Origin of the sequence: Helicobacter canis, assembly GCF_900451095.1 — a bacterium.
In the GTDB taxonomy this organism is placed as follows: Bacteria; Campylobacterota; Campylobacteria; order Campylobacterales; family Helicobacteraceae; genus Helicobacter_B; species Helicobacter_B zhangjianzhongii.
This window is the reverse complement of sequence record NZ_UGHV01000001.1, coordinates 996,425-1,020,067: the sequence shown is the minus strand read 5'-3', so window position 1 is coordinate 1,020,067 and position 23,643 is coordinate 996,425. Positions and strand designations below refer to the sequence as shown.

Below are 23,643 nucleotides of genomic sequence, written 5' to 3'. Positions count from 1 at the left end.
GGAGAAACTATGCTACTAGAAGTAAGTATTGATAAACGCAACAAAGACGCCATAATTTCAGCGATAAATCTCATCAAAGGTGTGGAGCTTGTAGAAGTGCCAACACAAGCAGAAGACTATGATGACACCATTATGACAAAAGAAGATTATGAAGCGTGGGTAGAAGCGCGTAAAGACTTAGAAAATGGCGAAGCATTAGACCTTGATGACTTAAAAAAGAAATACAATGTATAAAGTCAAAACAAGTAAGCAGTTTGACAAATTTCTAGCCAAGCACCAAGACATACAAGCCAAAGTTTTTGAAAGCTTTGAGACAATCGCGCAAAATCCTTATGAAGCAAAGCTAGATATTAAAAAACTGCAAGGCAAGGCAAATCATTACCGCCTAAGAATTGGCAAATACCGCTTTTTATACGAAGTGCTAGAAAATGAGATTCTAATCTATGCTTATAAGGCAGACTCAAGGGGCGATATTTATAAATGAAAACAGATACCTTAAAAAAGTCCTTGCTAGACTATGCTATTAAAGGCAAACTTACCGCTAAATTCCGCCGTGAAAATAGTGGGCTTAACGCCTTTGATGAGCTTAAAATTTACAACGATGAGATAAAGCAAAAACGCAAAAATTTAGAAAAAGAATTTAAAAAATGTGAAAAAGAATTTAAACTTAAAAAAGCCCCAACCCGTCATTGCGAGACTTCCGCAGAATCCATATCTGTCATTGCGAGCGAGCGAAGCGAGCGTGGCAATCCACAAACCAAACAAGAGCTAAAATCCCAAATCCAAATTCTAAAAAAAGAAATTGCAAAATGCAAAGAAATCACGCCCTTAAACCTTAGCGAAGCACCCTTTGAAATCCCTAGCACTTGGGCGTGGGTAAAACTTGGGGATATTTGTGAGATAGTGAGCGGGACTTCTTATGGTAAAGATGATTTAAGCGATGAGGGCATAAGGATTTTAAGAGGCGGAAATATCAATAAAAACACGCAAAATTTAGATTTATTATCTAATGATGTTATTGTCAAAGAAAAACTACTCAACGAAGAAAAATCCATACAACAAGGTGATATTGTTATAACAGGCACAAATGATATAAGTAATATAGCTAAATGTGCATTTGCAAGTGAAAATTTAGCAAACACGCAAATCGGTGCATTTTTACGCATCATAAGAATTGCAAAAGAGCAAAATGCAAAATATATTTTTTATATTGTGGCAAGTGGATTTTATGAAAAATATATTCAATCTTGCGTGAGTGGCACGGTAAGCAGTCTTCTAAATATAAAAAATGAATATATAGAAAATTTCCTTATCCCCCTGCCGCCGTTAAAGGAACAGCAAGAAATCGTAAAAAAACTTGATTTGCTCGTTACACTCGCAAATGATTTTGCTATCACTAAAGAGAATTTAAAGAGAATTGAAAAGAGAATTGAAAAGCGTTTGCTCAAACTTGCCCTAGAGGGCAGTTTAAGCAAACGCTATCGCCATACACATCAAAGCCTATCTGCCCACACAGAGATACAAAACCACAACAAAGCCATAAAAGAAAAACGCAAAAAGTTAGAAAAAGAGCTTAAAACCCTAGAATCTAAACTTAAAAAAGCCCCAACCCGTAATTGCGAGACTTCCGCAGGAGATCGTGGCAAAACAAAGCACGACCCCCACGCTGTCATTGCGAGCGAGCGAAGCGAGCGTGGCAATCCACAAACCAAACACGAGCTAAAATCTCAAATACAAAGCCTAAAAAAAGAGCTTACAAAATGCAAGGAAATCATACCTCTTATGACTATGGATTCTAAAGAAACATCGGCTAACGCCGAGCGGTATCCCTTGTTTTGCCACGAAGCTGCTAACGCAACTTCTCGCAATGACGACTTAGAATCCACTTTGCCTGTCATTGCGAGGGAGCGAAGCGACCGAAGCAATCCACACACCCCGCCCTTTGAAATCCCTAGCACTTGGGCGTGGGTAAAAGGGTGTGATATATTTTTGCCAATAGACAATACTGAACCACAAGGTGATTTTTTCAAATACATAGATATAGATTCCATAGATAATAAAAACAAAAAAGTTAAGTCGCCAAAAACGATAGAGACAAAAAATGCTTCAAGTCGTGCAAGAAGACCATTAGAATATGGCGATGTCCTATTTTCTATGGTAAGACCTTATTTAGAAAATATCGCCTTGATTGATGAAACATTAGCCGATTGTATTGCCTCAACAGGTTTTTTTGTATGTAGAACCAACATTTTAGATTCTCGCTTTTTATATTATTTGATGACCTCGCCTTATGTAGTTTATGGGCTAAATAGCTTTATGAAAGGCGACAATTCCCCATCAATAGTGAAAGATGATATATTAAACTTTAATTACCCCCTGCCGCCGTTAAAAGAGCAAGAGCATATCACTCAAATTTTAGACACCCTTTTCACACTCAAAAAAGGCTTAAGGGTGGAGTAGCCCTAGAATCCACTTTTTCAAAAAGTGGATTCTAGTATGGATTACTAAAGAAACTGCGCTTTGTATTTTTGTCTGCAATTTAAAAAAGTGGATTCTAGGAGTTCGATATAATGCAAAACGATTCCAAAACGATTCTAAGTAGGCTTGTTTCTCTTGCGGTAGTTTTAGGCTAGAATCCACTTTTGAAAGGTGTTTTCAAAAGCCTGTTTTACTTCACACGATTCTAAGGATTACTAAAGAAGCTTCGCTTTGCGGTGGGGCGTGGTGGGGCGTGGTGGGGCGTGGCTTTTGCTCTCGCGGCAGTATTTTGGAGCTAGAATCGGGGCTTTTCGAGCCGCGCGCGGAGATAAGACTTGGCGGTCTATCGCACAAGCGCGGCGAAGCAATCCACGATTCTAGCCCAAAAGACAACGCGCAGCCCAAGACTGAATCGATAAAACCACAAAAGGAGTTTTCTCAATGTATATCAGCGAAATTTACACCACCCTAGATAGCCTAAGCCCCTTCAGCCTGCAAGCAAGCTGGGATAACTCTGGGCTAAATATCGGCACAATGGGGCAAAAGGTGGATTCTATCGCGCTGGCTTTAGAGCTAGACTCTACTATGGCGCAACATTTAGAGCCAAACACCTTGCTAATCACCCACCACCCGCTACTTTTCTCCCCTCTAAAGTCCCTAGACACCGCCACCTACCCTGCTAATCTCATCGCCACACTTATGCAGAAAAACTGCGCCCTCATCGCTATGCATACAAACTTTGATCACACGCATTTAAACGCGCACTTTGCTAGAGAGATCCTAGGCTTTGCCACCACAGAGCAAGGCATAGCCCAGCACTGCCAGATCGCGCCCACACCGCTGCTAGAGCTTGCTAAATCGTGCAAAAAGGCTCTATCCCTAGAGCATATCCGCTTCGTGCAAGCAGAGCAAAATATAGAGCATATTTATATCGTGTGTGGCTCTGGGGCAAGCTACGCTAGGGAGATCACCACGCCACATAGCTGCCTAATCTGCGGCGATGTGAAATACCACGATGCGATGATTGGCAAAAGCAATGGACTAAGCTTCATCGATGTGGGGCATTATGAGAGCGAGAGAGAATTTGCAAAAATCCTGCAAAGCCTTTTGAAAATTAAGAATCTCAGTGCTACAATACTGCCTAACTTTTCCCCATTTTCTTACCTATAAGGACTTTTATGAATAAACATTTGCAACAGCTCATACAAATCGCGCAGATTGATACAGAATCTGATGCACTTGTGCCTGTAATGCAGGAGAAACGCGCCAATCTCGACAAGCTCCTAGCCCAGAAGCTAGAGCTTATCGCTAGCCAATCTCGCTCCAGTGAAGAAAAGGAAGCCCTAGCCATAGCCATAGAGCGCAACGAAGCCAATATCACAGACAACAACGCCAAGCTAGAAGCTATCTCCCAGCGCATTAAAGATGGCTGCTCCGATAGAGAAGCACGCGGACTTGCCATTGAAGAAGACCTAGCAAAAGAGCAGCTAAAGCACGCAAACAACGAAATAGCGCGTCTAAATAAAGAGCTAGAATCCTACGCGCCAAAAGAGCAAGAGATCGCCCAGCAATTAGTCGAGCTAGAATCACAAATCGCCCAAGAGCAGCAAAAAGTCGATGGAGAGATAGAAGAGATCAAGCAATCCCAGCAAGCTATTTTTGCCAAGAAAGAAAAGTGCATAACTGCTATGGATCAAAATATCATCGCCTTTTATGAAAAGATCCGCAAATGGGCGAAAAACTCCAGTGTCGTGCCTATCAAACGCCACGCCTGTGGCGGCTGCTTCATCAAGCTAAATGACAAGCTTTTAAGCGATATTTCTCATAGTGCTGATATTATCACCTGCCCACATTGTGGCAGGATCCTCTACCTAGAATCCTAAATCGTGCAGACAGCCAAGCCTAAGTGTGCGTATATGGCTATTTGGCTATATCGCGTGCTTTGTGGCGTGGCGTGGATCCTACTTGCTCTGCCACTACTCTACCTTAGCACCAAGCCCAAATACCGCCGCTCTATCCCTGCGCGATTTTTCCCATTTGTGCGCATTTTTGCCCCAAGATCTAGCGGATTTTGCAAGGATTTTTGTCCGCATATTTGGCTGCACGCCTGCTCCTTTGGCGAGATCAAATCCCTAGAGCCAATCATACAAGCCCTAGCAACCCCCACGCGCAATATCTTGCTCACCACCACCACGCAGACAGGCTTTGACCTAGCCCAAAGTAGCTATGCGAGTAAGCCTACAATCCGCGTGGAGTTCCTGCCTTTTGAGATATTTCTGCCCTTTTATGCCCGCCGCCTAAAGCAGCTGCAAGCCCTTGTGGTTACCGAAGCAGAGCTATGGCTAGAGCTTTTTCACACTGCTAGGGCATTAGGCGCACAGACTCTACTCATAAACGCTAGAGTCTCCACGCGCTCCTACCCTAAATACCGCCATTTCCGTGCGTTTTATCGCGTGCTTTTTAGCTATATTGATAGAGTCTTTGCCCAAACTCAAGCCGACTCCACGCGCCTAGCCGAGCTTGGAGCGCGCAATATCCACATCTTTGGGAATCTCAAGCTTCTAAGCCCAATCACCACGAGCAAAACCTACCCTAAGCCCAAAAATCGCCTAGTGATTGTCGCTGCCTCTACGCATAGGGGGGAGGAAGAGCTGGTGCTGCAAGCCTTTAGTGCATTAAAAAAAGTGGATTCTAGGAATAACGCCCTTTTATCGTCATTGCGAGAAAATCCGCAAGGATTTTCGTGGCAATCCACACAAACAAAGACACAAAACCTAGAATCCACTTTTGAAAATAATGCTGAAAAATCGCAAAAAGTGGATTCTAGTAATGGTTATCCCGCTAGCGCGGAATTTATGGATTGCCACGCCGCTAACGCGGCTCGCAATGACAGAAAAATAGCCGCTAGTAAAAAAGTGGATTCTAGCACAATGGATTCTAGCCTACTAATCCTAGCCCCGCGCCACCCCGAACGATTTACTCAAGTAGCCACGCTACTAGCAGACTATCCCCTTGCTAGCGCGCGATTCACACAAGGCGCACAAGTGCTTAATGACACTAGCCTTGATGTCATCTTGCTTGACACCCTAGGGGAGCTAAACAACTGCTATGCCATAGCAGATATAGTGATTTTAGGTGGTGCATTTGTCCCAGCAGGCGGGCACAATCCCCTTGAGCCGGCATTTTTTGGCACTAAGCTTATCAGCGGCGAAGCGATATTTAATCAAGAAGCCCTTTTTGCCTGCATTGATGGCTACACCTTATGCAAGCCAAGCGAGCTAGAATCCACCCTCCTAGCCCACCACAGCCTACCGCACAGCTCCTATAAGCACGCACAAGCGCATCTCTCCACGCTTATCCAAGCAATCACCACGCACAAGGACTAGCCAAATGGAAAAAGCCTACAAACTCCTAAGCCTGCAAAAACACATCTCCCATAAAAAAGCAAAATCCCTCATTGATGATGGGCTTGTAAGTGCCAATGGCAGAAAGCTCACCCTAGCACGCGCCCTGCTAGATCCTAAGACAAACTTCCAGATCCAAGACATCGCGCCAATTAGCATAATCGCGCAAAGGGGGGATTTGCTTGTGGTAAATAAGCCAGCATTTTTAGAAAGCTATGCGATCCAAGCGCGATTTCAAGGCTATGAGCTACTCCATAGACTTGATAGAGAGACAAGCGGCGTGCTGCTGCTAGCTAAGAGCAATAGCCAAAAAGCCCTAGAGATTATCAACGCCTTTAAAGCACGCAAGGTGGAGAAGATCTACTACGCGCTTGTCCAAGGCATTGTCCCAGAGTCTAAAACTATCAATGCCCCAATCCTTACCAAAAAGGGCAAGAGTGCTAAAAGCAAAGTGCATAAAGATGGGCTAGAAGCCCTAACTCACATCGCCCCAGAATCCATTATAGGCAAAAAGACCTTGCTACGCGTGCAGATAGAAACAGGCAGGACACATCAAATCCGCGTGCATTTAGCCCATATAGGACACCCAATCATTGGCGATACACTCTATGGCGGCGCAAATGCTCCTAGGCTTATGCTGCATTCAAGCCGCATTTGTGTGCTTGGAGAGAGCTTTGAAGCCCCGCTGCCCTTTAGCCTTTGCTAGCTTAGAGTCCGCGCTAGAATCCACTATCTCACCCATCGCACCAAAGTGGCGAGATAGCGTGTATCTCCTGCTTTTTGAGCTAGGCACAAATATCCTAAAATACGGGCTATGCGATCTTTATGCCCCCACACTACACACACACAAAACACCCCCAGCCCCACCGCCACACACCCTGCTAATCACCACGCATATTTGCGATCGCCAAAGATTGCATCTAAGCTTTTGCTACTCCGTTACTATCAAGGCATTTTGCTACCCCAAGGGCAAGCCATCTGCCTATATACGCCCTCTTATATGCCTGCATACATCTAAGCAGCCTAGCCCCCTAGGATCCACCCACCACCACAATCTAGGACACAAGCTCATTAAACGATATGCGGAAATTTTCTGCTACAATGCACCACGATTTACGATCATCTCCGCACAATATCGCACTATATCAATGGTAATCAAAGGACAATATCTTGCAATTTAGCACCGCAAAAAGAAATGATATTTTATATCTGTGCTCTCAAGGGCGCGTGAAGACTTATGAAGATTATCTGGAGTTTGCCAACAGGCTTGATAAGCTTATCGCCACACATATAAAAGTGGATTCTAGGGATTTTAGCCAATGGCGCATTATGCTGCTTGATGCCTTTCCTTTCAATACCTATGCCCTAGGGCATTTGCTACGCCTAAAGCTCTATAATAACTATGACTTTAGCCTTGGCACAAACAACTACCATTTGCTTGAGCTACTAGAATCTGTGGAGTTTGACAAGATATTTGCCATTAGTGTCGAGCACGATCCGCGCAACTACAAAAACTCATAAGGACTACAATGGAGATGCAATATAGCCTGTGGAATACAATCTATGCGCATTTTGATCCTGTGGCATTTAGCATATTTGGCGCAAGCGTGCATTGGTATGGGATCGCGTATGTATGCGCGCTTATTTTCGCGCTTTTTGTCGCGCACTTTTTTATCCGCATAAATCCCACGCGCTTCCCCATATCAAAGCAGCTTTTAGATAGCTATTTTATCTGGGCAGAAATTGGCGTGATTTTGGGGGCTAGGCTTGGCTATGTGCTTATCTATGATCCCGATAGATTCTGGTATTTAGCCCACCCGATAGAGATTTTTAACCCCTTTGATCCGTATGGGAATTTTATCGGTATCCGCGGTATGAGCTTCCACGGCGGGGTGGTGGGATTCTTGCTAGCATCATATATCTTTGCCAAAATCAAGCATATATCCCTACTGCCCTTGCTAGATCTAGTCGCTATAAGTGTGCCACTAGCATATGTGTTTGGGCGTGTGGGGAATTTCTTAAACCAAGAGCTTTTTGGGCGAGTGGTGGGAGAAAATGACATCTTTGGGCAAAAAATTGGGATTATAGTCAATGGTGTGCTACGCTACCCTAGCCAGCTACTAGAAGCTATCCTTGAAGGGTTTGTGGTGTTTATAATCATCGTGCTATGCTCTACATACAAGCCTCTTACTAACGCGCTTATTGGCGTCTATGGGGTGAGCTATGGGCTTATGCGCTTTATCGCGGAGTATTGGAGGGAGCCTGATGCGCAGCTAGGGCTTTTTGGCTCTTTGAGTATGGGGCAGATTCTATGCTTGATAATGATTGCCCTAGGGGCGTTAATCATCTTCTACGCGCTAAAAAACAACTCACTAAAAACCAAAGGAGCGTGCAATGCTAGCAACAATCAATCCTAAACTTCTAGCGTGGCTATGGCTGGTGCTTGCTATCATCACAGAGGTGCTAGGCTCTAGCTTTTTGAAACTCGCCCAAAGTATGAGCTATGGCTTTTTGGTTACAGCATTTTTCATCTGTGTGTCTTACTACTTCATTGGGCTTGCCATTAAGCAAATCAGCGTAAGCGTAGCGTATGCGATGTGGGAAGTGCTTGGGGTTATATGTATTGTTTTGATTGGGATTTGGTATTTTGATGAGAATCTAGCTTTGGTGCAGTATGCGGGGATTGTGTGTGCGGTGGTAGGGATCTTGCTCATCAACTTCGGCGAGGTTAGCGATGAGGATTCGGTCTTGGGTGAGCAATGCGGCAGTGTTGCAAACTTTGTGAAAGGCACGACCGACAAGGTCGCTAACCTTCCCCAAAGTTTGCAAAGCTCCCACAGCCCCACCGCAATTCCTAGAATCCTAGAAGAAGAAAAAGGGGCTGAGTGTGAAAACCCCACGCAAATCCTAGAATCCCACAGCAGCTTTACAAAACAGGCTGAAAACCTAGAATCCACTTTTGATAAAAACGCAGAATTACAAAAAGTGGATTCTAAGAAAAACGCCCAAAGTTTAAACACGCCGCAGAACAAAAAAGCTGAAGTTGTGTTTGATAATCACGCCGCAGGCGGCAGGATTTTTGATGAAAAAGCGGGGGTGTGCAGTGGCGAGCAAGGAGATAAGACTTGGTTGTCTATCGACGCCGCGAGCCACAAACTCCCCGCTTTTTCGCAAAAAGCCAACGCCCAAAACCTAGAATCCACTTTTTGCACCTCACATACAAGCAAGCCCTCCGCCCTATCCTTTGTGCTACTTAGCGCAGGGCTTATAGGCGTAGTGGCTCTCTCACTTCTAGGCTATGTGTGGCATAGCACACCTGCTATGCTTGGCTTTGCGTTTGTGTGTATCGCAGCGGTGCTTGATGTGGTGGCAAATCTGCTGCTTAAAGCCTCAAATGGCTTCTCTAAGCTAGGCTATGGGCTAGGCGCGGTGGCAGTGGTGATTGGGGCATTTTATCTGCTTATGCTAGCCCTAGATTCTATGGAGCTTGCAGTGGCGTATTCTAGCTGGGGGGCGATAGGGATTATCGGCACGATCGCTGGGGGTAGAATCCTGTTTGGTGAGCGGCTTAATGCCATAGGCTATGTGGGGGTCGTGCTAGTCATCGCAGCTGTTGGGCTACTGCACGAGATTATTTAGCGATATGGAAGCCTACATAATCCTAACCACCACAAGCAGCAAAAAGGAGGCAAAGTCTATTGCCAAAGCCCTTTTAGAGCACAACCTCATCGCCTGTGCGCAGTGGAGCAAAATTAAAAGTCTCTATCGCTTTAATGGACAAATCCACTGCGACAAAGAATATCTCCTACGGCTTAAAACCACCAAGAGTGCGCTAGAAAAAGCGCGATCTATGCTACTCTCACTCCATAGCTATGAGACTCCGCAATTCTTAGCCCTAGCCATTGATGAGATAAGCCACGAGTATGCAGCGTTTATCTATGCAAACACGCGCCAAACACACATAGTTTAAGCCCGCTTGTATTACAATGCCTCTTGTGCAACTAGAATCCACTTTTGTAAGGAAAAACAATGTTTGATACTCTAAGTAGCTCTCTGCGCTCCATTGCTTCTAAAATCCGCTTTAATGATGATGAAAAGGCTCTTAACCGCGCCCTAGATGAGCTCAAAAAAACCCTACTCAAAAACGATGTCCATCATAAGGTTACCAAATCCCTGCTAGATCACATCGCCCAGCGCACGAAAGAAAAGGGCATAGGCAAGCAAAATTTCTTAGACGCGCTGCAAGCTGCATTGCTAGAGATTCTCACCACAAGCGGGCATTATGGCTTTGTGTATGCGCCAAAGCCCCCTACAATCGTGCTTATGTGCGGTCTGCAAGGAAGCGGGAAGACAACCACTTCCGCCAAGCTTGCCAACTATCTCAAAACGCGCAATAAAAAGGTGTTGCTTGTGGCGTGCGATTTAGCGCGTCTTGCGGCAGTAAAGCAGCTCCAAGTGCTAGGAGAGCAAATCGAGGTAGAAGTCTTTAGCCCAGATTCTATGCCACAAGCAGAATCTAGCCCCCTAGCAGTAGCACAAGCTGCCAAAAAACGCGCAGAGCAAGGGGGCTTTGATGTGATGATTGTGGATTCTGCGGGGCGGCTGGCGATTGATGAAGCACTAATGAGCGAGCTACAAAGCTTGCGCGATTATTTAAAGCCTAATGAGATCTTTTATGTCGCTGACTCTCTTAGCGGGCAAGATGGCATTAGAAGTGCGCAGGGCTTCCACGATCGCATAGGGCTTAGCGGCGTGATACTTACAAAATTTGATAGCGATACAAAAGGCGGTATCGCGCTTAATATCGCTTATCAGCTGCAAATCCCGCTGCGCTTCATCGGTAATGGTGAGAAAATCCCCGATCTTGATATTTTTATCCCAGATCGCATTGTCTCAAGGCTTATGGGAGCTGGGGACATCATCTCCCTTGCAGAAAAGACAGCTACAATCATCGATGAAAAAGAAGCAAAAAATATCAGCAAAAAGCTCAAAAAAGGGCAATTTGGCTTTGAAGACTTTCTAGCGCAAATCGAAAATGTCAAAAAGCTTGGCTCGATGAGCTCGATTATGTCGATGATCCCGGGGCTCTCCCAAGTGGCTGGACAGCTAAAAAATGTAGATTTAGATAATTCCAAGGAGCTAAAAAATATCCGCGCGATGGTCAATTCTATGACAAAAAAAGAGCGCGAGAATCCAGATTTACTCAATGGCTCAAGACGCAAAAGAATCGCACAGGGCGCAGGGCTTGAAGTAGCTGATATTAACCGCATTGTGAAGCAATTTGATATGGCAGCAAAAATGGCTAAGAAATTTAGCCAAAAGGGCAGTATGCAGGATTTGATGGGGCTAATGGGACAGATGAAAGGCAAAGGTGGCATAAGATAAGTCATCTCCCTAGTCTTTAAGGGTAAAAATATATTTTTATGTGTATAATCCGCGTTCTACTAATAATTAAGCAATTAAGGAGCAAGTATGGCAACTGTTATCCGCCTAACTCGTATGGGTCGAAAGAAAAAGCCATTTTATCGCGTGGTAGTTACAGACTCTCGTAAGAGACGCGATGGCGGCTGGATAGAATCTATCGGCTACTACAATCCACTCACCCAGCCTGCAACGATCAAAATCGATACTGATAGGCTTGCATATTGGAAAGGTGTGGGAGCTAAGATGAGTGAGCGTGTAGAAAAGCTCGCAGCCGGAAAATAAACCCAATAAACTCTGCTAAGGTTTTGGCTCAATGGTTGAGAAGTTTTTAGAAACCTATGTGAAAAAAATAGTCGCTTCCCCAGACAAAGTCTCCATACGCTCAAGTCAAGGAGATGGCGTGCGACTTTTAGATGTGTTTGTCTCAGTCGATGATATGGGACGCGTCATAGGCAAAGATGGCAGGATGATCGTCTCTTTAAAAACTTTTGTCTCTGGCTGCAAGGCAAAAGATGGAATGACCTACAAAATCACCGTTCATCCTTGTGAATAATTCTCCACAAACAGCCACAAATCACGGCTCTAAACAATCCCCAAACACACAAGATACCACCCCAAGTGAAAAAGTGGATTCTAGGCTAGAATCCACTTTTTTGGATTATGCTGATTATGTCATAGAAGTAGGTAAAATCGGCAGGGCTGTGGGGCTTAAAGGCGCGCTAGTCTTTCACCTAACAAGCGATTTTGAAGAATTTTTGCAAGCAGGCACAAGGCTTTTTGCCGATAGACTGCAACGCTTCCTTACCATACAATCCATCACAAAAAGGCGCAGCGATTTACTGCTGACATTCACACATATAGATTCTAGGGAGAAGGCACAAGAGCTTGTTAATATGCGCCTATTCACAAGCAAGCAAGAGACACGCGCAAAATGCCCGCTTACAAAAGATGAGTTTTTTTATTTTGATATTATTGGTTTAGAGGTCATAGAAAATGATGAAGTGCTAGGCAAGGTCATCGAGATAGAGCGCATAGGCAGCACAGACTATCTCCTAATCGCCCAAACCACCCCAGCAAGCCCCGATCAACCCCAGCCACAAAAATCCACCAAAGCCAAAAAGCCAAAGATCTTTTATCTCCCATATATCGATGCGTATGTGCTACATATCTCCCTTGCGACTCCTACGCAAAATGGCGGCATCTTCACGCAAAATGCCAAATCACTCTGCGAGTAGCGATATGACCTTTAGCTTTATCACGCTTTTTCCCACGCTTATTGAGAGCTACTTCCAAGAATCTATCCTAAAAATCGCTAGAGAAAAGGGCTTGATCACCATTGACACAATCCAGCTACGCGATTTTGCGCGTGATTCTTACAAAAGTGTCGATGCCCCTCAAATTGGTGGCGGAGCAGGACAGGTGCTTTTGCCTTGTGTGCTAGAAGGGGCGATCCAACACACCATAGCCAAACCTTCACAGCCCCCAGAATCTAAAAAAGCTCATATTATCTTCCTTACACCTTGCGCCAAGCAATTTACCCAGCACGATGCAATGCGCCTAGCCCAAAAAGAGCATATTGTCTTTGTGTGTGGGCGATATGAGGGATTTGATGAGCGTGCCATTGAAGCTTATGCTGATGAGGTGTTTAGTGTGGGGGATTTTATTGTAACAGGTGGGGAGCTAGCGGCACTTTGCCTATGTGATAGCATCGCACGCCAGATCCCCGAAGTGCTGGGCAATAGCGAATCCCTGCAAGGTGAAAGCTTTGAAGGCTTTTTGCTTGAAGCACCTGTCTTTGCGCGGACAAATGATGGTGTTAAGGATTTTGCCCCAATTTCAGAGTATTCAAAGGGAAATCACAATAGAATAGCCGTTTTGAAAAACCATTTAGCTCTATGCAAGACGCGCTATTTTCGACCAGATTTATTTGAGCGATGGAAAACTACACAAAGGGTGTGCGATGAAAAACCGATACATAGAAAGCTTTGAAAAAGCCCAAATCAAAGACAAACAAGTGCCTACTTTTAAGGCTGGCGATACCATTAAGCTAGGGGTTCGCATTGTAGAAGGAGATAAAACTAGAATCCAAAATTTTGAAGGTGTGTGTATTTGCATTCGTGGTAATGGCGTGGATAAAACTTTCACCGTGCGCAAAATAGGTGCAAATAACATCGGTGTAGAGAAGACTTTCCCTCTATATAGCGAGAGTCTTGAGAGCATTAGTGTGCTTCGTGTAGGGCGTGTGAGACGAGCTAGACTCTATTATCTCCGCGACCGCAAAGGAAAAGCTGCTAGAATCAAAGAAGATAGAAGCTAGCTTTTACGCGCGAGCCACTCGCGAGCTTGCTACTATGTGCTAAATCTTAAAATGCGCATAACTTCCGCGTGTTTGCTAAGTAATCCAATCCTACAAAAAGTGCTGTGTCTTGTCTCTTGCTATTTGCTCCTTACGCGATAATCCACACTTGCTACATCAAGCGCAAAGATTTTTACTCCAAGCATGGGCAGATGAAAAATCATCGAAGTTCTACGAAGAAGTCTTGCAATGTAGCGTAGATACAAAGGGCTTTATCCCACACTTCCTTTTTGCCTTACTAGAGAAAAAAATTGTAGGCTGTGTGGGCGTGGCATTACAGGATTTTGTCTCTTGTGCAGATCTATATCCATTTTTGATCGCACTCTATGTCGCAGAATCTCATCGCAAAAAAGGCATAGCACAACGCCTTATCCGCCACGCTAAAAATGACTGCCAAGCTCAAGGCTTTGCTAGCTTATATCTCTGCACTGATTTGCGTGGATTCTATGAGCGATTTGGATTTACACTCTACACGCAGGCACACGACATCTTCGGCTACAATAACCGCATATACCGCTGCAGACTAGACAAAGCCCTAGATAGCTAGCTTATGATCATTGGGTATTTTAGGAATTAATCTCTATGAATTTTTTTGCCGCTTTGATTTGGAGCATTTGGATTCTAATGTGGTTTTTCTCTTCTTCAAGTAAATCAAGCACTTGAGCGATAAGCTCCCTTGCTTGTAGCATTGTCTCTATATCATCAAAGCTTTCAGGAAGTGTTTGTATAAGAGCAAACGCCCTTTGCGCATCTTTTTGAAGAATGGCTACTTTTAAACTATCAAGCCAGCTCATTTTGGTGAATCTCTCTCCACGCTTCAAGCAAGCCTCTTGCTACATTGATGACAATGTCAATCTTCTCTGTATTGTCCTCCACATTTGCCTGCGTGAGTAGCTTGATTTGATGAGTATAAAGCCCTGTGAGATATGTAGCTACCTCGCCGCCTCTCTCATAATCCAATACATTAAGCAACTCTGTGAAAATATCTGTTACGCGATTGATGTAGTAGATCTTTTTCTCAATATCCCCTAGCTCCATGTGTCGCTTTGCCTGTCCGCAAAAGCGCAATATCCCTTCATAAAGCATCTCAATCAGCTTGGCTGGAGATTCTACGGAGACTTCATTGTGTTGGTAGAGATTGTAGGCGTTGCTTCTCATAAATATCCTTTCCTAAGTAAAGCTACTTCTTCAAGCTACTTTTTGGCGACAGATTGATCAATCATCATCTGCACTGAACCAAAGGCATTTTTCGTCTTTGCGATTTGGCTATCGTAAGCCGCAAATCGACTCGCCATTGTCTCATAGCGCGTATCAAGCAATTCTGTGGCACTTTTCTTGTCTTTTTGCAAAGCCTTGGCATCTCGCTCTAGTGATGAGCCAAATGCTTCAAGCCTTGAATTACTACCATCGGCTAAAGTGGCTAAAAATTTATCAATTTTTGCAAAAACACCATCGATATGTGTGTCTCTCCCAGAAACCTCTTGCTTATCCTTGCCGTAAAAAAACTCCTCTGCAGCCTTAGGATCAGCACTTATAGCACTTGTGAGCATAGACTCATCTAAGAACATCACGCCTTTATCATTGAGCGTGATACCATAATTCACAAGGCTTGCAAGCTTGCCATCCACAAGCTCCGAATAACTAATCAACGAATTAAGTGAAGATCGTATTGTGCGTATATCACTCACGCCATTAAACACTCCTGCAATACTTGTATCCTCATCATAGCGCGTGGTTTCATTAAGCTTTGGGACTAGCTCATTGTAAGCTTTCACAAATTCTTTCACTTGCTCGATGATATTAGCATCATCTCTGCCTATGCTAATGATCGCTGGCTTACCCGGCTCGGTGGTGGATTGCAAGCTCATTGACACACCACCCACCACATCGTTAATCTCATTAGTTGGGCGTGAAATTTGCGCTCCATTGTAGGAGATAAGAGAATCTTGCCCTCGTTGGATATTTTTGATTTTAAACAAACTATCCTGCAGTTTCGCATAGCTTTGGATTGTCCCAGATTTTAAGCCAATGCTCTCTATCGCCTGCTTGCCCGCTTCATCTTGCGCACTAATTTTAATCTCCCCGACCTCAGAGCTTAGCGTAAGCTTGCCCGATCCATCGGTGCTTGCGTGCATACCAGCGATATTTTCTATGGCTTGGGCGATGATTTGAGCGTTTTGCTCGCTAGTATTTTTATCTTTAGTCATCTTGGCAAGATCAAGTGGCACACTCCCAATCATCACCACCCCACTAAGCTTACCCTCTTTCACCATCTGTCCAGATTCTATCAATGGTTCCTGCTTGGCTTGCCCACTACCAAAGCCTAGAGAGCTAGCCTGCGCACCAGTAGCACTAATGCCATATCCGCGCAAATCATTGATCACAAGCCCCTTGCCATCTTTATCAAGCCCTACATTGATCTCTGTATCAAGCAAATCTTTTAGCTCGCTATTAGATTCTATGGCTTCTCTTATGGCTTCTTTAAGAGCCAAGGCACTATCCCCAGAGCCATCGGTCTTTAGCTTGATACTCAAGCTTTGCTCATTGCCATTTTTGTCTGTCAGCTGCAAAGTGAGATCATCATCGCCTAAATCCATCGCGCTTGATGGGATATTTGCTGATAGCACCGTGCCAAAGTAGATTCTACTTTGATCTCCCATTCCTTTGGAGTTTAGCATAAGCTGATAGGGCTTTGAGCCACCTGTCTTCATAATAATGCCCGTTACCTCGCCATTTGTCTCATCAGTAACAAGCTGAGCGACATCTCCCACACTCATACCGCCTTTAATATCAATCTTATAAGTTCTCCCCTGTGTGTAAAAGCTAAGACTTACATCATTTTCACTAAACACACTATCGCGACTCTCAAACTTCCCCCCCACTTCATTGATGTCGCCCTGAGCTAGCTGATGCACATCAACTTTAATATCTTGCATTGGCACACCGCTTGCGACAGTTGCTTTGATCGCATCGCTATTGACATTAGTTGTGCGCCCCAAGTATGAAGAATAATCCGCTAGAATCTTAGTGGGTGTGCGGATCGCTGATACCAAAGTCTTGATCTCGGCAAGAGCGGTTTGCTTCTCGACATTTTGCTCCATCTTCCGCTCTATAGGGCGGATCATTGATTTTTCATCTGCTTCTCGTAGCTTATCGATGACATCATAACTCAACACGCCACTACCGACCCCTAATGAGTTGATCCTACCTACTGCCATACCCAATCTCCCGCAATCAGCCCTTTGATCCTAGTTGGATTCTACACTTCCTTATCAAAGATAAGCCCAACTACTTCGTGCATTTTCTTTGTCAGCTCAATGGCTTCTTTGCTAGGGATTTCGCGAATCACCTTGCCACCATTACTTGGATCTTTCACAGTTACAACAAGTCCGCCAATATCATCGTTATAGCTGAAGTTAATGTCAGCACCAATATGCTCCATTTTCTTGTTGATTTCTTTTGCTGTATGTATAAGCTCGCCACGAGTATGCATCTCATCGCGCTGGACTTGAGCAGAATTCGCCGCTCTTGTATTTGAAGCCTGTATAGAATCTTGCTTGTAGGCTTGTCCTGCGCTATTTACCATACCATAAAGCGTATTTTTGATAGAAGAAAACTGATTTGTATGCACCTCTGCCATAGCAACCTCCTTGTGATTTTAGCTTAGGTAACACTACTATCGACTATTTTGTAAAATGTTTTAATAATTTTTATTTACTTTTTGCGATAACTTCTATAGGGTCAATATGTTTGTCTTTTTGTGTGATTTCAAGTCCTAGTCGTTGCGAAACTCGCCCAATCGTATAGCCCTTTTTGACAACAAATCCGGGCTTTACGGTTGGGGCGATTTTATCAAGCTGAGAATAGATCGTATAAGTCTCATTGCTATGCTCAACAATCACGACCTTCTTAAGCACAGGGGCTTCTTTGGCATAGACCACCTTGCCATCAAGGATGTTATATACAACAGCATTTGGCACTTTTGACAGCAGTGTAATAGACTCATTAAACACTTTGAGATTATACACAGGATCAAAATACGGACCAAAGTTTTGCTCAATCGTATAATACTCCAAAGGCGCGATAGTCTTTGCCCCAGTGTATTTGATAACAGAGACATTCTTATAGCTATTTGCTACTTGCACGATATTGAGATTATCTTTCTTGGGCTCTGGTGCAGAGGTGCTAGTGGCAGCAGATTCAGCACGCGCTCTAGCTTCTCTCTCCTCTTTTTCTCTTTGTGCCTTTTGTGCTGCAAGCACAGCTTGTCTTTGTCTCTCCAGCTCTTTTTGTCTGTCGGCTTTAATGATATTGAGATTTTGCAAGATAGAATCCAGCCCTTCGCGCTCTTTGGTGATTTGCACGAGTTTTTGATTATAGTCGTTTAGCTCGGCTTGTAGCTTATCATTGAGTAGATTTTGCTCATTGATCATTTTCTGCAGCTGCTCTTTTTTATTTTGTTGTGTGCCTATTAAAGTAGTAATTGCATTGATATTATTTGTGATAAGCCCAATTTGATCGGTAATCTTTTTTTGCTTTTCGCTTAGAGATAGGATTTTACTTTGACTTTGTTTTGTCAAAAGCTCAAAAGCCTCTTCAAGCATAACATCATCAGGAGAAAGCACACTTTGCTTGTCTAAAACAAGCAAAAATGATAAATCCTTGATAATAATGTTGGCGATATAAGCTTGTATGGCACTTTTTTCACCCTCTAGTGATTGCAAAGTCGTGCGCAAGGATTCTAGTCTCTTTGCTTGGGCTTGGCTTTGATTTTGGTTTTGATTGATGCTTTTTTGCAAAAATACAATTTGCTCGCGTAAATTTGCAATTTGCTTCTTGCGCGCATTGATGGTATTCCCAAGCGAACTTAGGCGCGATGAGATTTTGCGCTCTTCTTGCGCCTTTGCTTCTAGCTTTTGCTTGTTGGTGTGAATGTCTTTTTCTATATCTTCAAGCTTTTTAGGCGTAGCACTAAGACACAATGGCACGACAATACACACACCACAAAGCATAGATACAAGACGCATTCTATACCTTTCTTTGCAAGCTAATTGCCACAAACACGCAAAACAAACAAGCACCAATTGAAGCCCCTAGCAAAATCCCCAAATCATACACAAACCTAAATACTTCCGCCCCCACCTCTAAAGCATTTAACATATCTTTAGCCATCTCTGTTGTAGAAAAATACAAAAACCCAACACTCACCAAAATAGTCGCAATCACTGCATCATTGATCGCACCTTTTAGCAAAAAGCTATTGCGCATCCACACGCTCGCCCCTAAATAATGCATAATCTGCATTCGTTTGCTATGCTCAAAATGCCAAATCCGTATTTGATCAATCATCAAAAGCACGCTAAGCACTGCCAAAATAAGCGCGAAAGTCTGTATGCTAAACTTGATCAAAAATAGCAAACGATAGGCTTGATTGTGTGTTTTGGCAAAGGATTCTGTCTTGATGATATTTGGGATTTTGTTTAAAGTGGATTCTATGTCGTGCAAACGCCGCTGGCTAGGAAAAGAATCAAGCTTTAGCGTATAGTAGAGTGAAAGCTCTTTTTTGATGTTTTCAAAATCTTCATTATTCATATTGGCGCGGATTTTTTCTAAGATGAAGCTAGGATCAACCGGCTCAAGAGACAAGGCTTCTGGGATATTTTGCTGGATAATCTCAAGGGAAAGCTTCTTTTTACTAGCAATCACAATAGAATAATTCTGCAAAAGTTTATCTTCTTTACTCACAATAGCGCGATTGATAAGCAAAAAGCTCTCAAGGCTAAACAGCAATGCAAGCAGCGGTAGAAGTAAAAAAAAGTGTTGTTTAATGTTGCTCATAAATACTATTCCTTTCTCGATCGATAAATAAATGCCTATAAGAGATATTTGTGCGCACAGGGACGCGATGAGTAACGACAACAATCGTAATATCAAGCTGCTCATTGGCACTTTTTAGCAAGCTCCAAATCATATCACTAGAGAAATCATCAAGATTGCCCGTAGGCTCATCAGCTAGAATCAAAGCTGGGCGATGCGCGATAGCACGCGCCATAGCCACGCGCTGCTGCTCCCCACCACTAAGCTCTAGGGGGTATTTTGTCGCCTTGTGCAAAAGCCCTATATGTGAAAGTAGCTTTTCTGTCTGCGCCTCGCACGCATCTTTTTTATAGCCATTGATCACCATAGGAAGTGTGATATTTTTCTCGACATTCCATTCTTCTATGAGTTTATAGTCTTGAAAGACAATGCCGATTTTTTGACGCAAGCGAGTGATATTGCTATCTTTATGCTTAGTGAGATTTATATCACATACGCTAAGAGTCCCACTCATCGGGGTCAATGCCCCATAAAGCGAGCTAAGAAGAGTGCTTTTCCCGCTACCGCTTGGTCCTGATATGAAGACAAAATCCTTATTATTGATAGTAAAGCTCGCATCGATGATGACAGGCTCTTCTCTCTGGTAGCCTAGTGTAAGATTGTTTGCTGTGATGATACTCATATACTCTCCAATATTGTAGTAAATAGCTCGTGTGCCTGCATATTTGCGGGGTTTTGAAGTGGTGGCTCTGGGAGATACTGCCCCACATAGCCATCTACACTATTTGATTCAAACACAATCAAACGCGTGCAAGGATACTGAAAGTCCCCAAAATGCACCAAAAACGCCACTCTATCGCGCGTGGCTGAAACATACACATCTTGCACGCACAAAAACCCTTGCTCAAAACAACGCTTCTCCCACAGATAAGCAAATATCTCTCTATGCTTTTGATTAGGCTGCAAAACATCTTGTGTAGATACTTTTGCCAAAGTGGATTTTACCAATTTTTTATCAAACCCAAACGCACATTTTTGCCAGCTCTCCCTAGAATCCACTTTTGAAGGTCTTGCCTTTGGCGTAATGGTAATGGTGAAAATATCCTTATCCTGTGCTAGCCACCTTGCTTCATATTTGCTTGTTATGCTTTGTTTAGTGTTGATTGTATAAGTCGCTCTAGCACAAGCATTATCTTTGGCTAAACTTAGCACATCATCAAAATACTCCCTATCATCTGTGCGAAATTCTAGATAGCCATCATCTCCTAGCACGCGTAGCACTTCTTGCAAGGGCTTGGCATTTAGCACGCGGCGATTTTTCACGCTATTCCAAGGCACGGGAAAATGGATAAATATCTCACTCACACTCCCGCTGCTAGCACAGCACAGAAATTGCCTTGCATCAAGGCGTGATACATAGAGATTGTCCAAGCCTAGAATCTCAATTTGGCGTAGCACCTGCTCGATGGAGGGCGTATGGATCTCTAGCCCTATCACTAAAGCATCTTTATGCTCTTTAGCTAAATGCAAAATATGCCTACCACTGCCAAAGCCAATTTCCAAAATTACGCGCTTATGTGGTGCTGTGGATTGTGTGGATTCTACTATGGCTAGCACTTCTGTATCGCCTAGTAAAAATGGGCTATCAACCTGCTGCTTTAAGGCAGTGAGCGCGAGATTGTCTTGCACGATTTCATAATGCTTGCTTAGTATCTGCAAGGACATTTTTAATATGCCACTTGGGATAGGACGCAGGCTTTTTACGCCCTTTAGTAGCACATCATTTGCGCGTGTGATTTCATAGACAAAACACAATCTTGACTTATTTTGATACATATAGGGCATAGCTATAAGGGCAAGATTGCTAGATTTTAGGCTATGGAGCTTATAGGCATAAGGCATAGAATCCACCTGTGCGCTATCTAAGCTTTGGGGTTTTGGGACTTTAGCGATGAAGTGTGGCATTATTGGAGAAGTAGCTCGACTTCTTTGCTTGGGAGTGATTCATTCCCCTCTTCATCAACAGAGACGACTTTATAGATATACCGCTTGCCTTTTTGCATTTCTTTATCTGTGAAGCTATTTTTTATCGTGTTGCCAAAGCGCAATGGACTCCCCAAACGCCCTTCATAGCGATATACCGCATAGGCTTTTACACGCGCATTGTTGATAATCTCCCATTCTATCAAAGCGTGGCTATTTTGGATTTGTCCTTTAGTGATGATTGGCGTAGGCGGTGGGGGGAGGGTCGCGCCCTTTGTCGCGCCATTTGGCAAATCGCTTGCGACATCATTATCATCAATCGCACGCACTTTGTAAAATAGCTCCACGCCATCTTTGCCAATCTTATGGGTATAGTAAGTCTTATTGACCTGCACAAGTGGCTTATAAGTGCCATCAATAGTGCTAGAAGTATAAATCTCATAGCGGGCAATATCAGGGACAGCCTCCCAGCTTAGCTGGATATTTTTGGCTAGATTTTGGCTCGCTTGCATTGCAGTAATTGTCTTTGGCTTTTGCCTTGTAAAGCCTTGCGTCTCTGCGCTTGGACGAGATTTGATCCCATTAAGATCTTGCGCGATAATGCGATAAATGTAGTCTTGCGCATCAGCTAGATTCTCATCAAAATACTCTACAAGCAAGCGATTTTTGATCGTAGCGATATTGAGAAATGCGCCATTTGGATTCTTGCGCTGGATAATGTAGCGCGTAATGCTAGGATTTGGGTGGGGACTCCAAATGAGCTTGATTTTTTTGGCATAGTCTTTTGAAGCAAAGACCTTTTCAACAGGATCGATAAATGATGTTTTCACAGAGATTGCTTGAGATTTTTGCGAGATAGCATTATCAGCCCCAAGCGTGGCGATTTGGAAAGAGTAGGAAGTCTCTGGCAAGAGAGAATCCACAACATAATGCGTGGCATAGGGGTTTTTGATCGTGGCGATTTTTTTGCTCGTGTTGGCGTTATTTTGGAAGATGACAAAGCCCTTTATCGCATTGGGGTTTGGCACGCGATCCCACTCTAGCGCGATAGAGCTTACATCAGCTATGGTGCGCACTTGAGCGATTATTGGGAGATTTGGATCAAGCTTATCTTGCGCGCTTAAAAATCCTAAGGAAGTGCTTTTGCCCCCACAACTACTTAGCCCTATAAGCACTATCCCAGTGATTAAAAGCCTGCACAATCTCATCTTGCCTAATTGCCTCATCAAATTCCTTTACCCCAAAAATCTCTTGCGCGCATTGTAGCATATCTCCAAAGATCCCAGCACGGAAAACCATCTGCTTATGCGTAGCTGGGTGCGTGAGATAGAGCAAATATGCGTGCAGCATTACGCGGCACTCTAGCGCACCGCTATAACCATACAGCCTATCCCCCACAATGTGGCGATTGATACTCTCTAAATGTGCGCGGATTTGGTGCGTGCGCCCGGTATAGAGCTTAATGGCAAGTAGTGAAGTCTCTTGCGTGTTGATAAGTGGGATAAAGACACTTTGCGAAAATCTAGCTGCAGTGCTATGCTGCCCCATAGCATCGATATTTGCCATTTTTAGGCGATTATTTGGGTGGCGAGCGAGATTGCAAGCAATCATTCGCGGCTCTTTAAGTGGCTTATCAATGAGTGCTACATAATACCGCCCCATAGCCCGATCTTTGAGCTGCTGGCTTAAATATGCGTGTGCGGCATTTGTCTTAGCAATGGCGATCGCCCCGCTTGTCTGCTTATCTAGCCTATGCACAATTCCAGCGCGATGCGCTCCGCTTAGGGTGGAGAGCATTACTCCTTGTGCTTGTAGCCAATCTACTAGAGTCGCTTCTCTCACACTTGGCGCACTATGGACTACGAGATGTGGGGGCTTGTTTAAAATCAACAGCTCTTCATCTTCATAGATTCTAGTGATTGCCATCTCTGGGACTTGTGTAGTGGGCTTTGCCTGCGTGCTGGGGGGCAGCGCGATCGATATGCTCGTATCTGCGGTGAGCCTTAGCCCACATTTTTGACACAATGTGCCATTTAGCGTGATTGCCCCTTGCTTAATCAATGCTTGGGCTTGATTGCGCGAAGTTTCTATCCCCAAAGCCACGCACTCATCAAGCCGTGTGCTAGAATCCACTTCAAGTGTCCGCGTGCTTGCCCCACAAATGACGCGTATCTTCACATA

At 44.0% G+C, this 23,643-nt stretch carries 31 protein-coding genes and 1 pseudogene; 20 read left to right on the top strand and 12 right to left on the bottom strand.

All coding sequences use genetic code 11. The annotated features are described in order from the left end of the window. Positions 1-9 precede the first annotated feature (9 nt). From DX060_RS04775 to DX060_RS04765, 3 genes are read left to right on the top strand one after another with little or no spacing between them, the layout of a single operon-like run. Complete coding sequence (locus DX060_RS04775) at positions 10-234, top strand: hypothetical protein (protein ID WP_115011394.1); 225 nt, start codon at positions 10-12, stop codon at positions 232-234. Beyond that, positions 227-484: a type II toxin-antitoxin system RelE family toxin gene (locus DX060_RS04770; protein ID WP_115011393.1), complete on the top strand. Its 258-nt coding sequence runs from the start codon at positions 227-229 to the stop codon at positions 482-484. Before DX060_RS04775 ends, DX060_RS04770 begins: the two co-directional genes overlap by 8 nt. Beyond that, positions 481-2,460, top strand: a complete 1,980-nt coding sequence (locus tag DX060_RS04765; RefSeq protein WP_115011392.1) for a restriction endonuclease subunit S — start codon at positions 481-483, stop codon at positions 2,458-2,460. The genes DX060_RS04770 and DX060_RS04765 overlap by 4 nt, the downstream gene beginning before the upstream one ends. Here DX060_RS04765 and DX060_RS10845 read toward each other — a convergent pair. Both DX060_RS10845 and DX060_RS04760 read right to left on the bottom strand, forming a co-directional pair. After that, positions 2,446-2,640, bottom strand: coding sequence for a hypothetical protein (locus tag DX060_RS10845; protein WP_147278775.1), 195 nt, complete (start codon positions 2,638-2,640; stop codon positions 2,446-2,448). The genes DX060_RS04765 and DX060_RS10845 overlap by 15 nt on opposite strands. A gap of 33 nt (positions 2,641-2,673) precedes the next feature. Further along, positions 2,674-2,883 (bottom strand): hypothetical protein, encoded by a 210-nt coding sequence (locus DX060_RS04760; RefSeq protein ID WP_147278774.1) that lies wholly within the window; start codon positions 2,881-2,883, stop codon positions 2,674-2,676. 36 nt (positions 2,884-2,919) lie between these two features. On the opposite strand from DX060_RS04760, the gene DX060_RS04755 reads away from it, so the two are divergent. The 17 genes and pseudogenes from DX060_RS04755 (at position 2,920) to DX060_RS04675 (ending at position 14,209) form a co-directional block, all read left to right on the top strand. Beyond that, positions 2,920-3,648, top strand: a complete 729-nt coding sequence (locus DX060_RS04755) for a Nif3-like dinuclear metal center hexameric protein (RefSeq protein WP_115011390.1) — start codon at positions 2,920-2,922, stop codon at positions 3,646-3,648. Between the two features lie 8 nt (positions 3,649-3,656). Next, positions 3,657-4,361 carry a zinc ribbon domain-containing protein gene (locus DX060_RS04750; RefSeq protein ID WP_115011389.1) on the top strand — a complete coding sequence of 235 codons (705 nt, stop codon included), beginning with the start codon at positions 3,657-3,659 and terminating at the stop codon, positions 4,359-4,361. 33 nt (positions 4,362-4,394) lie between these two features. Continuing rightward, the gene (locus DX060_RS04745; protein ID WP_115011388.1) at positions 4,395-5,864 is read left to right on the top strand and encodes a 3-deoxy-D-manno-octulosonic acid transferase; all 1,470 of its coding nucleotides are present in this window, start codon (positions 4,395-4,397) and stop codon (positions 5,862-5,864) included. A 4-nt stretch (positions 5,865-5,868) separates the two neighbouring features. Continuing rightward, positions 5,869-6,588 carry an RluA family pseudouridine synthase gene (locus DX060_RS04740; RefSeq protein WP_115011387.1) on the top strand — a complete coding sequence of 240 codons (720 nt, stop codon included), beginning with the start codon at positions 5,869-5,871 and terminating at the stop codon, positions 6,586-6,588. Continuing rightward, positions 6,557-7,063: a hypothetical protein gene (locus DX060_RS04735; RefSeq protein ID WP_115011386.1), complete on the top strand. Its 507-nt coding sequence runs from the start codon at positions 6,557-6,559 to the stop codon at positions 7,061-7,063. The genes DX060_RS04740 and DX060_RS04735 overlap by 32 nt, the downstream gene beginning before the upstream one ends. Beyond that, complete coding sequence (locus DX060_RS04730; protein WP_115011385.1) at positions 7,053-7,403, top strand: hypothetical protein; 351 nt, start codon at positions 7,053-7,055, stop codon at positions 7,401-7,403. Before DX060_RS04735 ends, DX060_RS04730 begins: the two co-directional genes overlap by 11 nt. A 14-nt stretch (positions 7,404-7,417) precedes the next feature. Beyond that, on the top strand, positions 7,418-8,299 hold the full coding sequence (lgt, locus tag DX060_RS04725; protein ID WP_115012310.1) for a prolipoprotein diacylglyceryl transferase: 882 nt from the start codon (positions 7,418-7,420) through the stop codon (positions 8,297-8,299). Then, positions 8,277-8,558, top strand: a pseudogene (locus tag DX060_RS04720) (DMT family transporter); the annotation flags it as partial. The gene lgt and the pseudogene DX060_RS04720, both read left to right, overlap by 23 nt. Before the next feature lie 645 nt (positions 8,559-9,203). Then, complete coding sequence (locus tag DX060_RS04715; RefSeq protein WP_115012309.1) at positions 9,204-9,521, top strand: SMR family transporter; 318 nt, start codon at positions 9,204-9,206, stop codon at positions 9,519-9,521. A gap of 4 nt (positions 9,522-9,525) precedes the next feature. Next, entirely contained in the window at positions 9,526-9,852 is a 327-nt protein-coding gene (cutA, locus tag DX060_RS04710; RefSeq protein ID WP_147278773.1) for a divalent-cation tolerance protein CutA, read from the top strand. Between the two features lie 59 nt (positions 9,853-9,911). Then, positions 9,912-11,267: a signal recognition particle protein gene (ffh, locus tag DX060_RS04705; protein WP_115011383.1), complete on the top strand. Its 1,356-nt coding sequence runs from the start codon at positions 9,912-9,914 to the stop codon at positions 11,265-11,267. 87 nt (positions 11,268-11,354) lie between these two features. Then, complete coding sequence (gene rpsP, locus DX060_RS04700) at positions 11,355-11,588, top strand: 30S ribosomal protein S16 (protein WP_115011382.1); 234 nt, start codon at positions 11,355-11,357, stop codon at positions 11,586-11,588. 31 nt (positions 11,589-11,619) lie between these two features. Next, positions 11,620-11,859, top strand: a complete 240-nt coding sequence (locus tag DX060_RS04695; protein ID WP_115011381.1) for a KH domain-containing protein — start codon at positions 11,620-11,622, stop codon at positions 11,857-11,859. Further along, a complete protein-coding gene (gene rimM / locus DX060_RS04690) occupies positions 11,852-12,541 on the top strand; it encodes a ribosome maturation factor RimM (RefSeq protein WP_181814190.1) in 690 nt (229 codons plus the stop codon). Before DX060_RS04695 ends, rimM begins: the two co-directional genes overlap by 8 nt. Before the next feature lie 4 nt (positions 12,542-12,545). Beyond that, positions 12,546-13,295: a tRNA (guanosine(37)-N1)-methyltransferase TrmD gene (gene trmD, locus DX060_RS04685; RefSeq protein WP_115012308.1), complete on the top strand. Its 750-nt coding sequence runs from the start codon at positions 12,546-12,548 to the stop codon at positions 13,293-13,295. Next, a complete protein-coding gene (gene rplS, locus DX060_RS04680; protein WP_115011379.1) occupies positions 13,267-13,623 on the top strand; it encodes a 50S ribosomal protein L19 in 357 nt (118 codons plus the stop codon). Before trmD ends, rplS begins: the two co-directional genes overlap by 29 nt. 109 nt (positions 13,624-13,732) lie before the next feature. Further along, positions 13,733-14,209 (top strand): GNAT family N-acetyltransferase, encoded by a 477-nt coding sequence (locus tag DX060_RS04675; RefSeq protein WP_258552201.1) that lies wholly within the window; start codon positions 13,733-13,735, stop codon positions 14,207-14,209. A 19-nt stretch (positions 14,210-14,228) separates the two neighbouring features. Here DX060_RS04675 and DX060_RS04670 read toward each other — a convergent pair whose 3' ends face one another. From DX060_RS04670 to DX060_RS04625, 10 genes are all read right to left on the bottom strand, one after another. Next, positions 14,229-14,456: a hypothetical protein gene (locus DX060_RS04670; protein ID WP_115011377.1), complete on the bottom strand. Its 228-nt coding sequence runs from the start codon at positions 14,454-14,456 to the stop codon at positions 14,229-14,231. Then, entirely contained in the window at positions 14,443-14,820 is a 378-nt protein-coding gene (fliS, locus tag DX060_RS04665; protein ID WP_115011376.1) for a flagellar export chaperone FliS, read from the bottom strand. The genes DX060_RS04670 and fliS overlap by 14 nt, the downstream gene beginning before the upstream one ends. A 35-nt stretch (positions 14,821-14,855) precedes the next feature. After that, positions 14,856-16,880, bottom strand: a complete 2,025-nt coding sequence (fliD, locus tag DX060_RS04660) for a flagellar filament capping protein FliD (protein ID WP_115011375.1) — start codon at positions 16,878-16,880, stop codon at positions 14,856-14,858. 41 nt (positions 16,881-16,921) lie between these two features. Further along, positions 16,922-17,248, bottom strand: coding sequence for a flagellar protein FlaG (locus tag DX060_RS04655; protein ID WP_115012307.1), 327 nt, complete (start codon positions 17,246-17,248; stop codon positions 16,922-16,924). A gap of 124 nt (positions 17,249-17,372) precedes the next feature. Continuing rightward, a complete protein-coding gene (locus DX060_RS04650) occupies positions 17,373-18,689 on the bottom strand; it encodes a murein hydrolase activator EnvC family protein (RefSeq protein ID WP_258552200.1) in 1,317 nt (438 codons plus the stop codon). A gap of 1 nt (position 18,690) precedes the next feature. After that, complete coding sequence (locus tag DX060_RS04645) at positions 18,691-19,500, bottom strand: FtsX-like permease family protein (RefSeq protein ID WP_115011374.1); 810 nt, start codon at positions 19,498-19,500, stop codon at positions 18,691-18,693. Continuing rightward, positions 19,487-20,161 (bottom strand): cell division ATP-binding protein FtsE, encoded by a 675-nt coding sequence (locus tag DX060_RS04640; RefSeq protein ID WP_115011373.1) that lies wholly within the window; start codon positions 20,159-20,161, stop codon positions 19,487-19,489. The genes DX060_RS04645 and DX060_RS04640 overlap by 14 nt, the downstream gene beginning before the upstream one ends. Next, positions 20,158-21,444 (bottom strand): tRNA (guanosine(46)-N7)-methyltransferase TrmB, encoded by a 1,287-nt coding sequence (gene trmB / locus DX060_RS04635; protein WP_115011372.1) that lies wholly within the window; start codon positions 21,442-21,444, stop codon positions 20,158-20,160. Before trmB ends, DX060_RS04640 begins: the two co-directional genes overlap by 4 nt. Then, positions 21,444-22,688, bottom strand: a complete 1,245-nt coding sequence (locus DX060_RS04630) for a fibronectin type III domain-containing protein (protein ID WP_115011371.1) — start codon at positions 22,686-22,688, stop codon at positions 21,444-21,446. Before DX060_RS04630 ends, trmB begins: the two co-directional genes overlap by 1 nt. Then, positions 22,618-23,640 carry an RluA family pseudouridine synthase gene (locus DX060_RS04625; RefSeq protein WP_181814189.1) on the bottom strand — a complete coding sequence of 341 codons (1,023 nt, stop codon included), beginning with the start codon at positions 23,638-23,640 and terminating at the stop codon, positions 22,618-22,620. The genes DX060_RS04630 and DX060_RS04625 overlap by 71 nt, the downstream gene beginning before the upstream one ends. Positions 23,641-23,643: the final 3 nt, after the last annotated feature.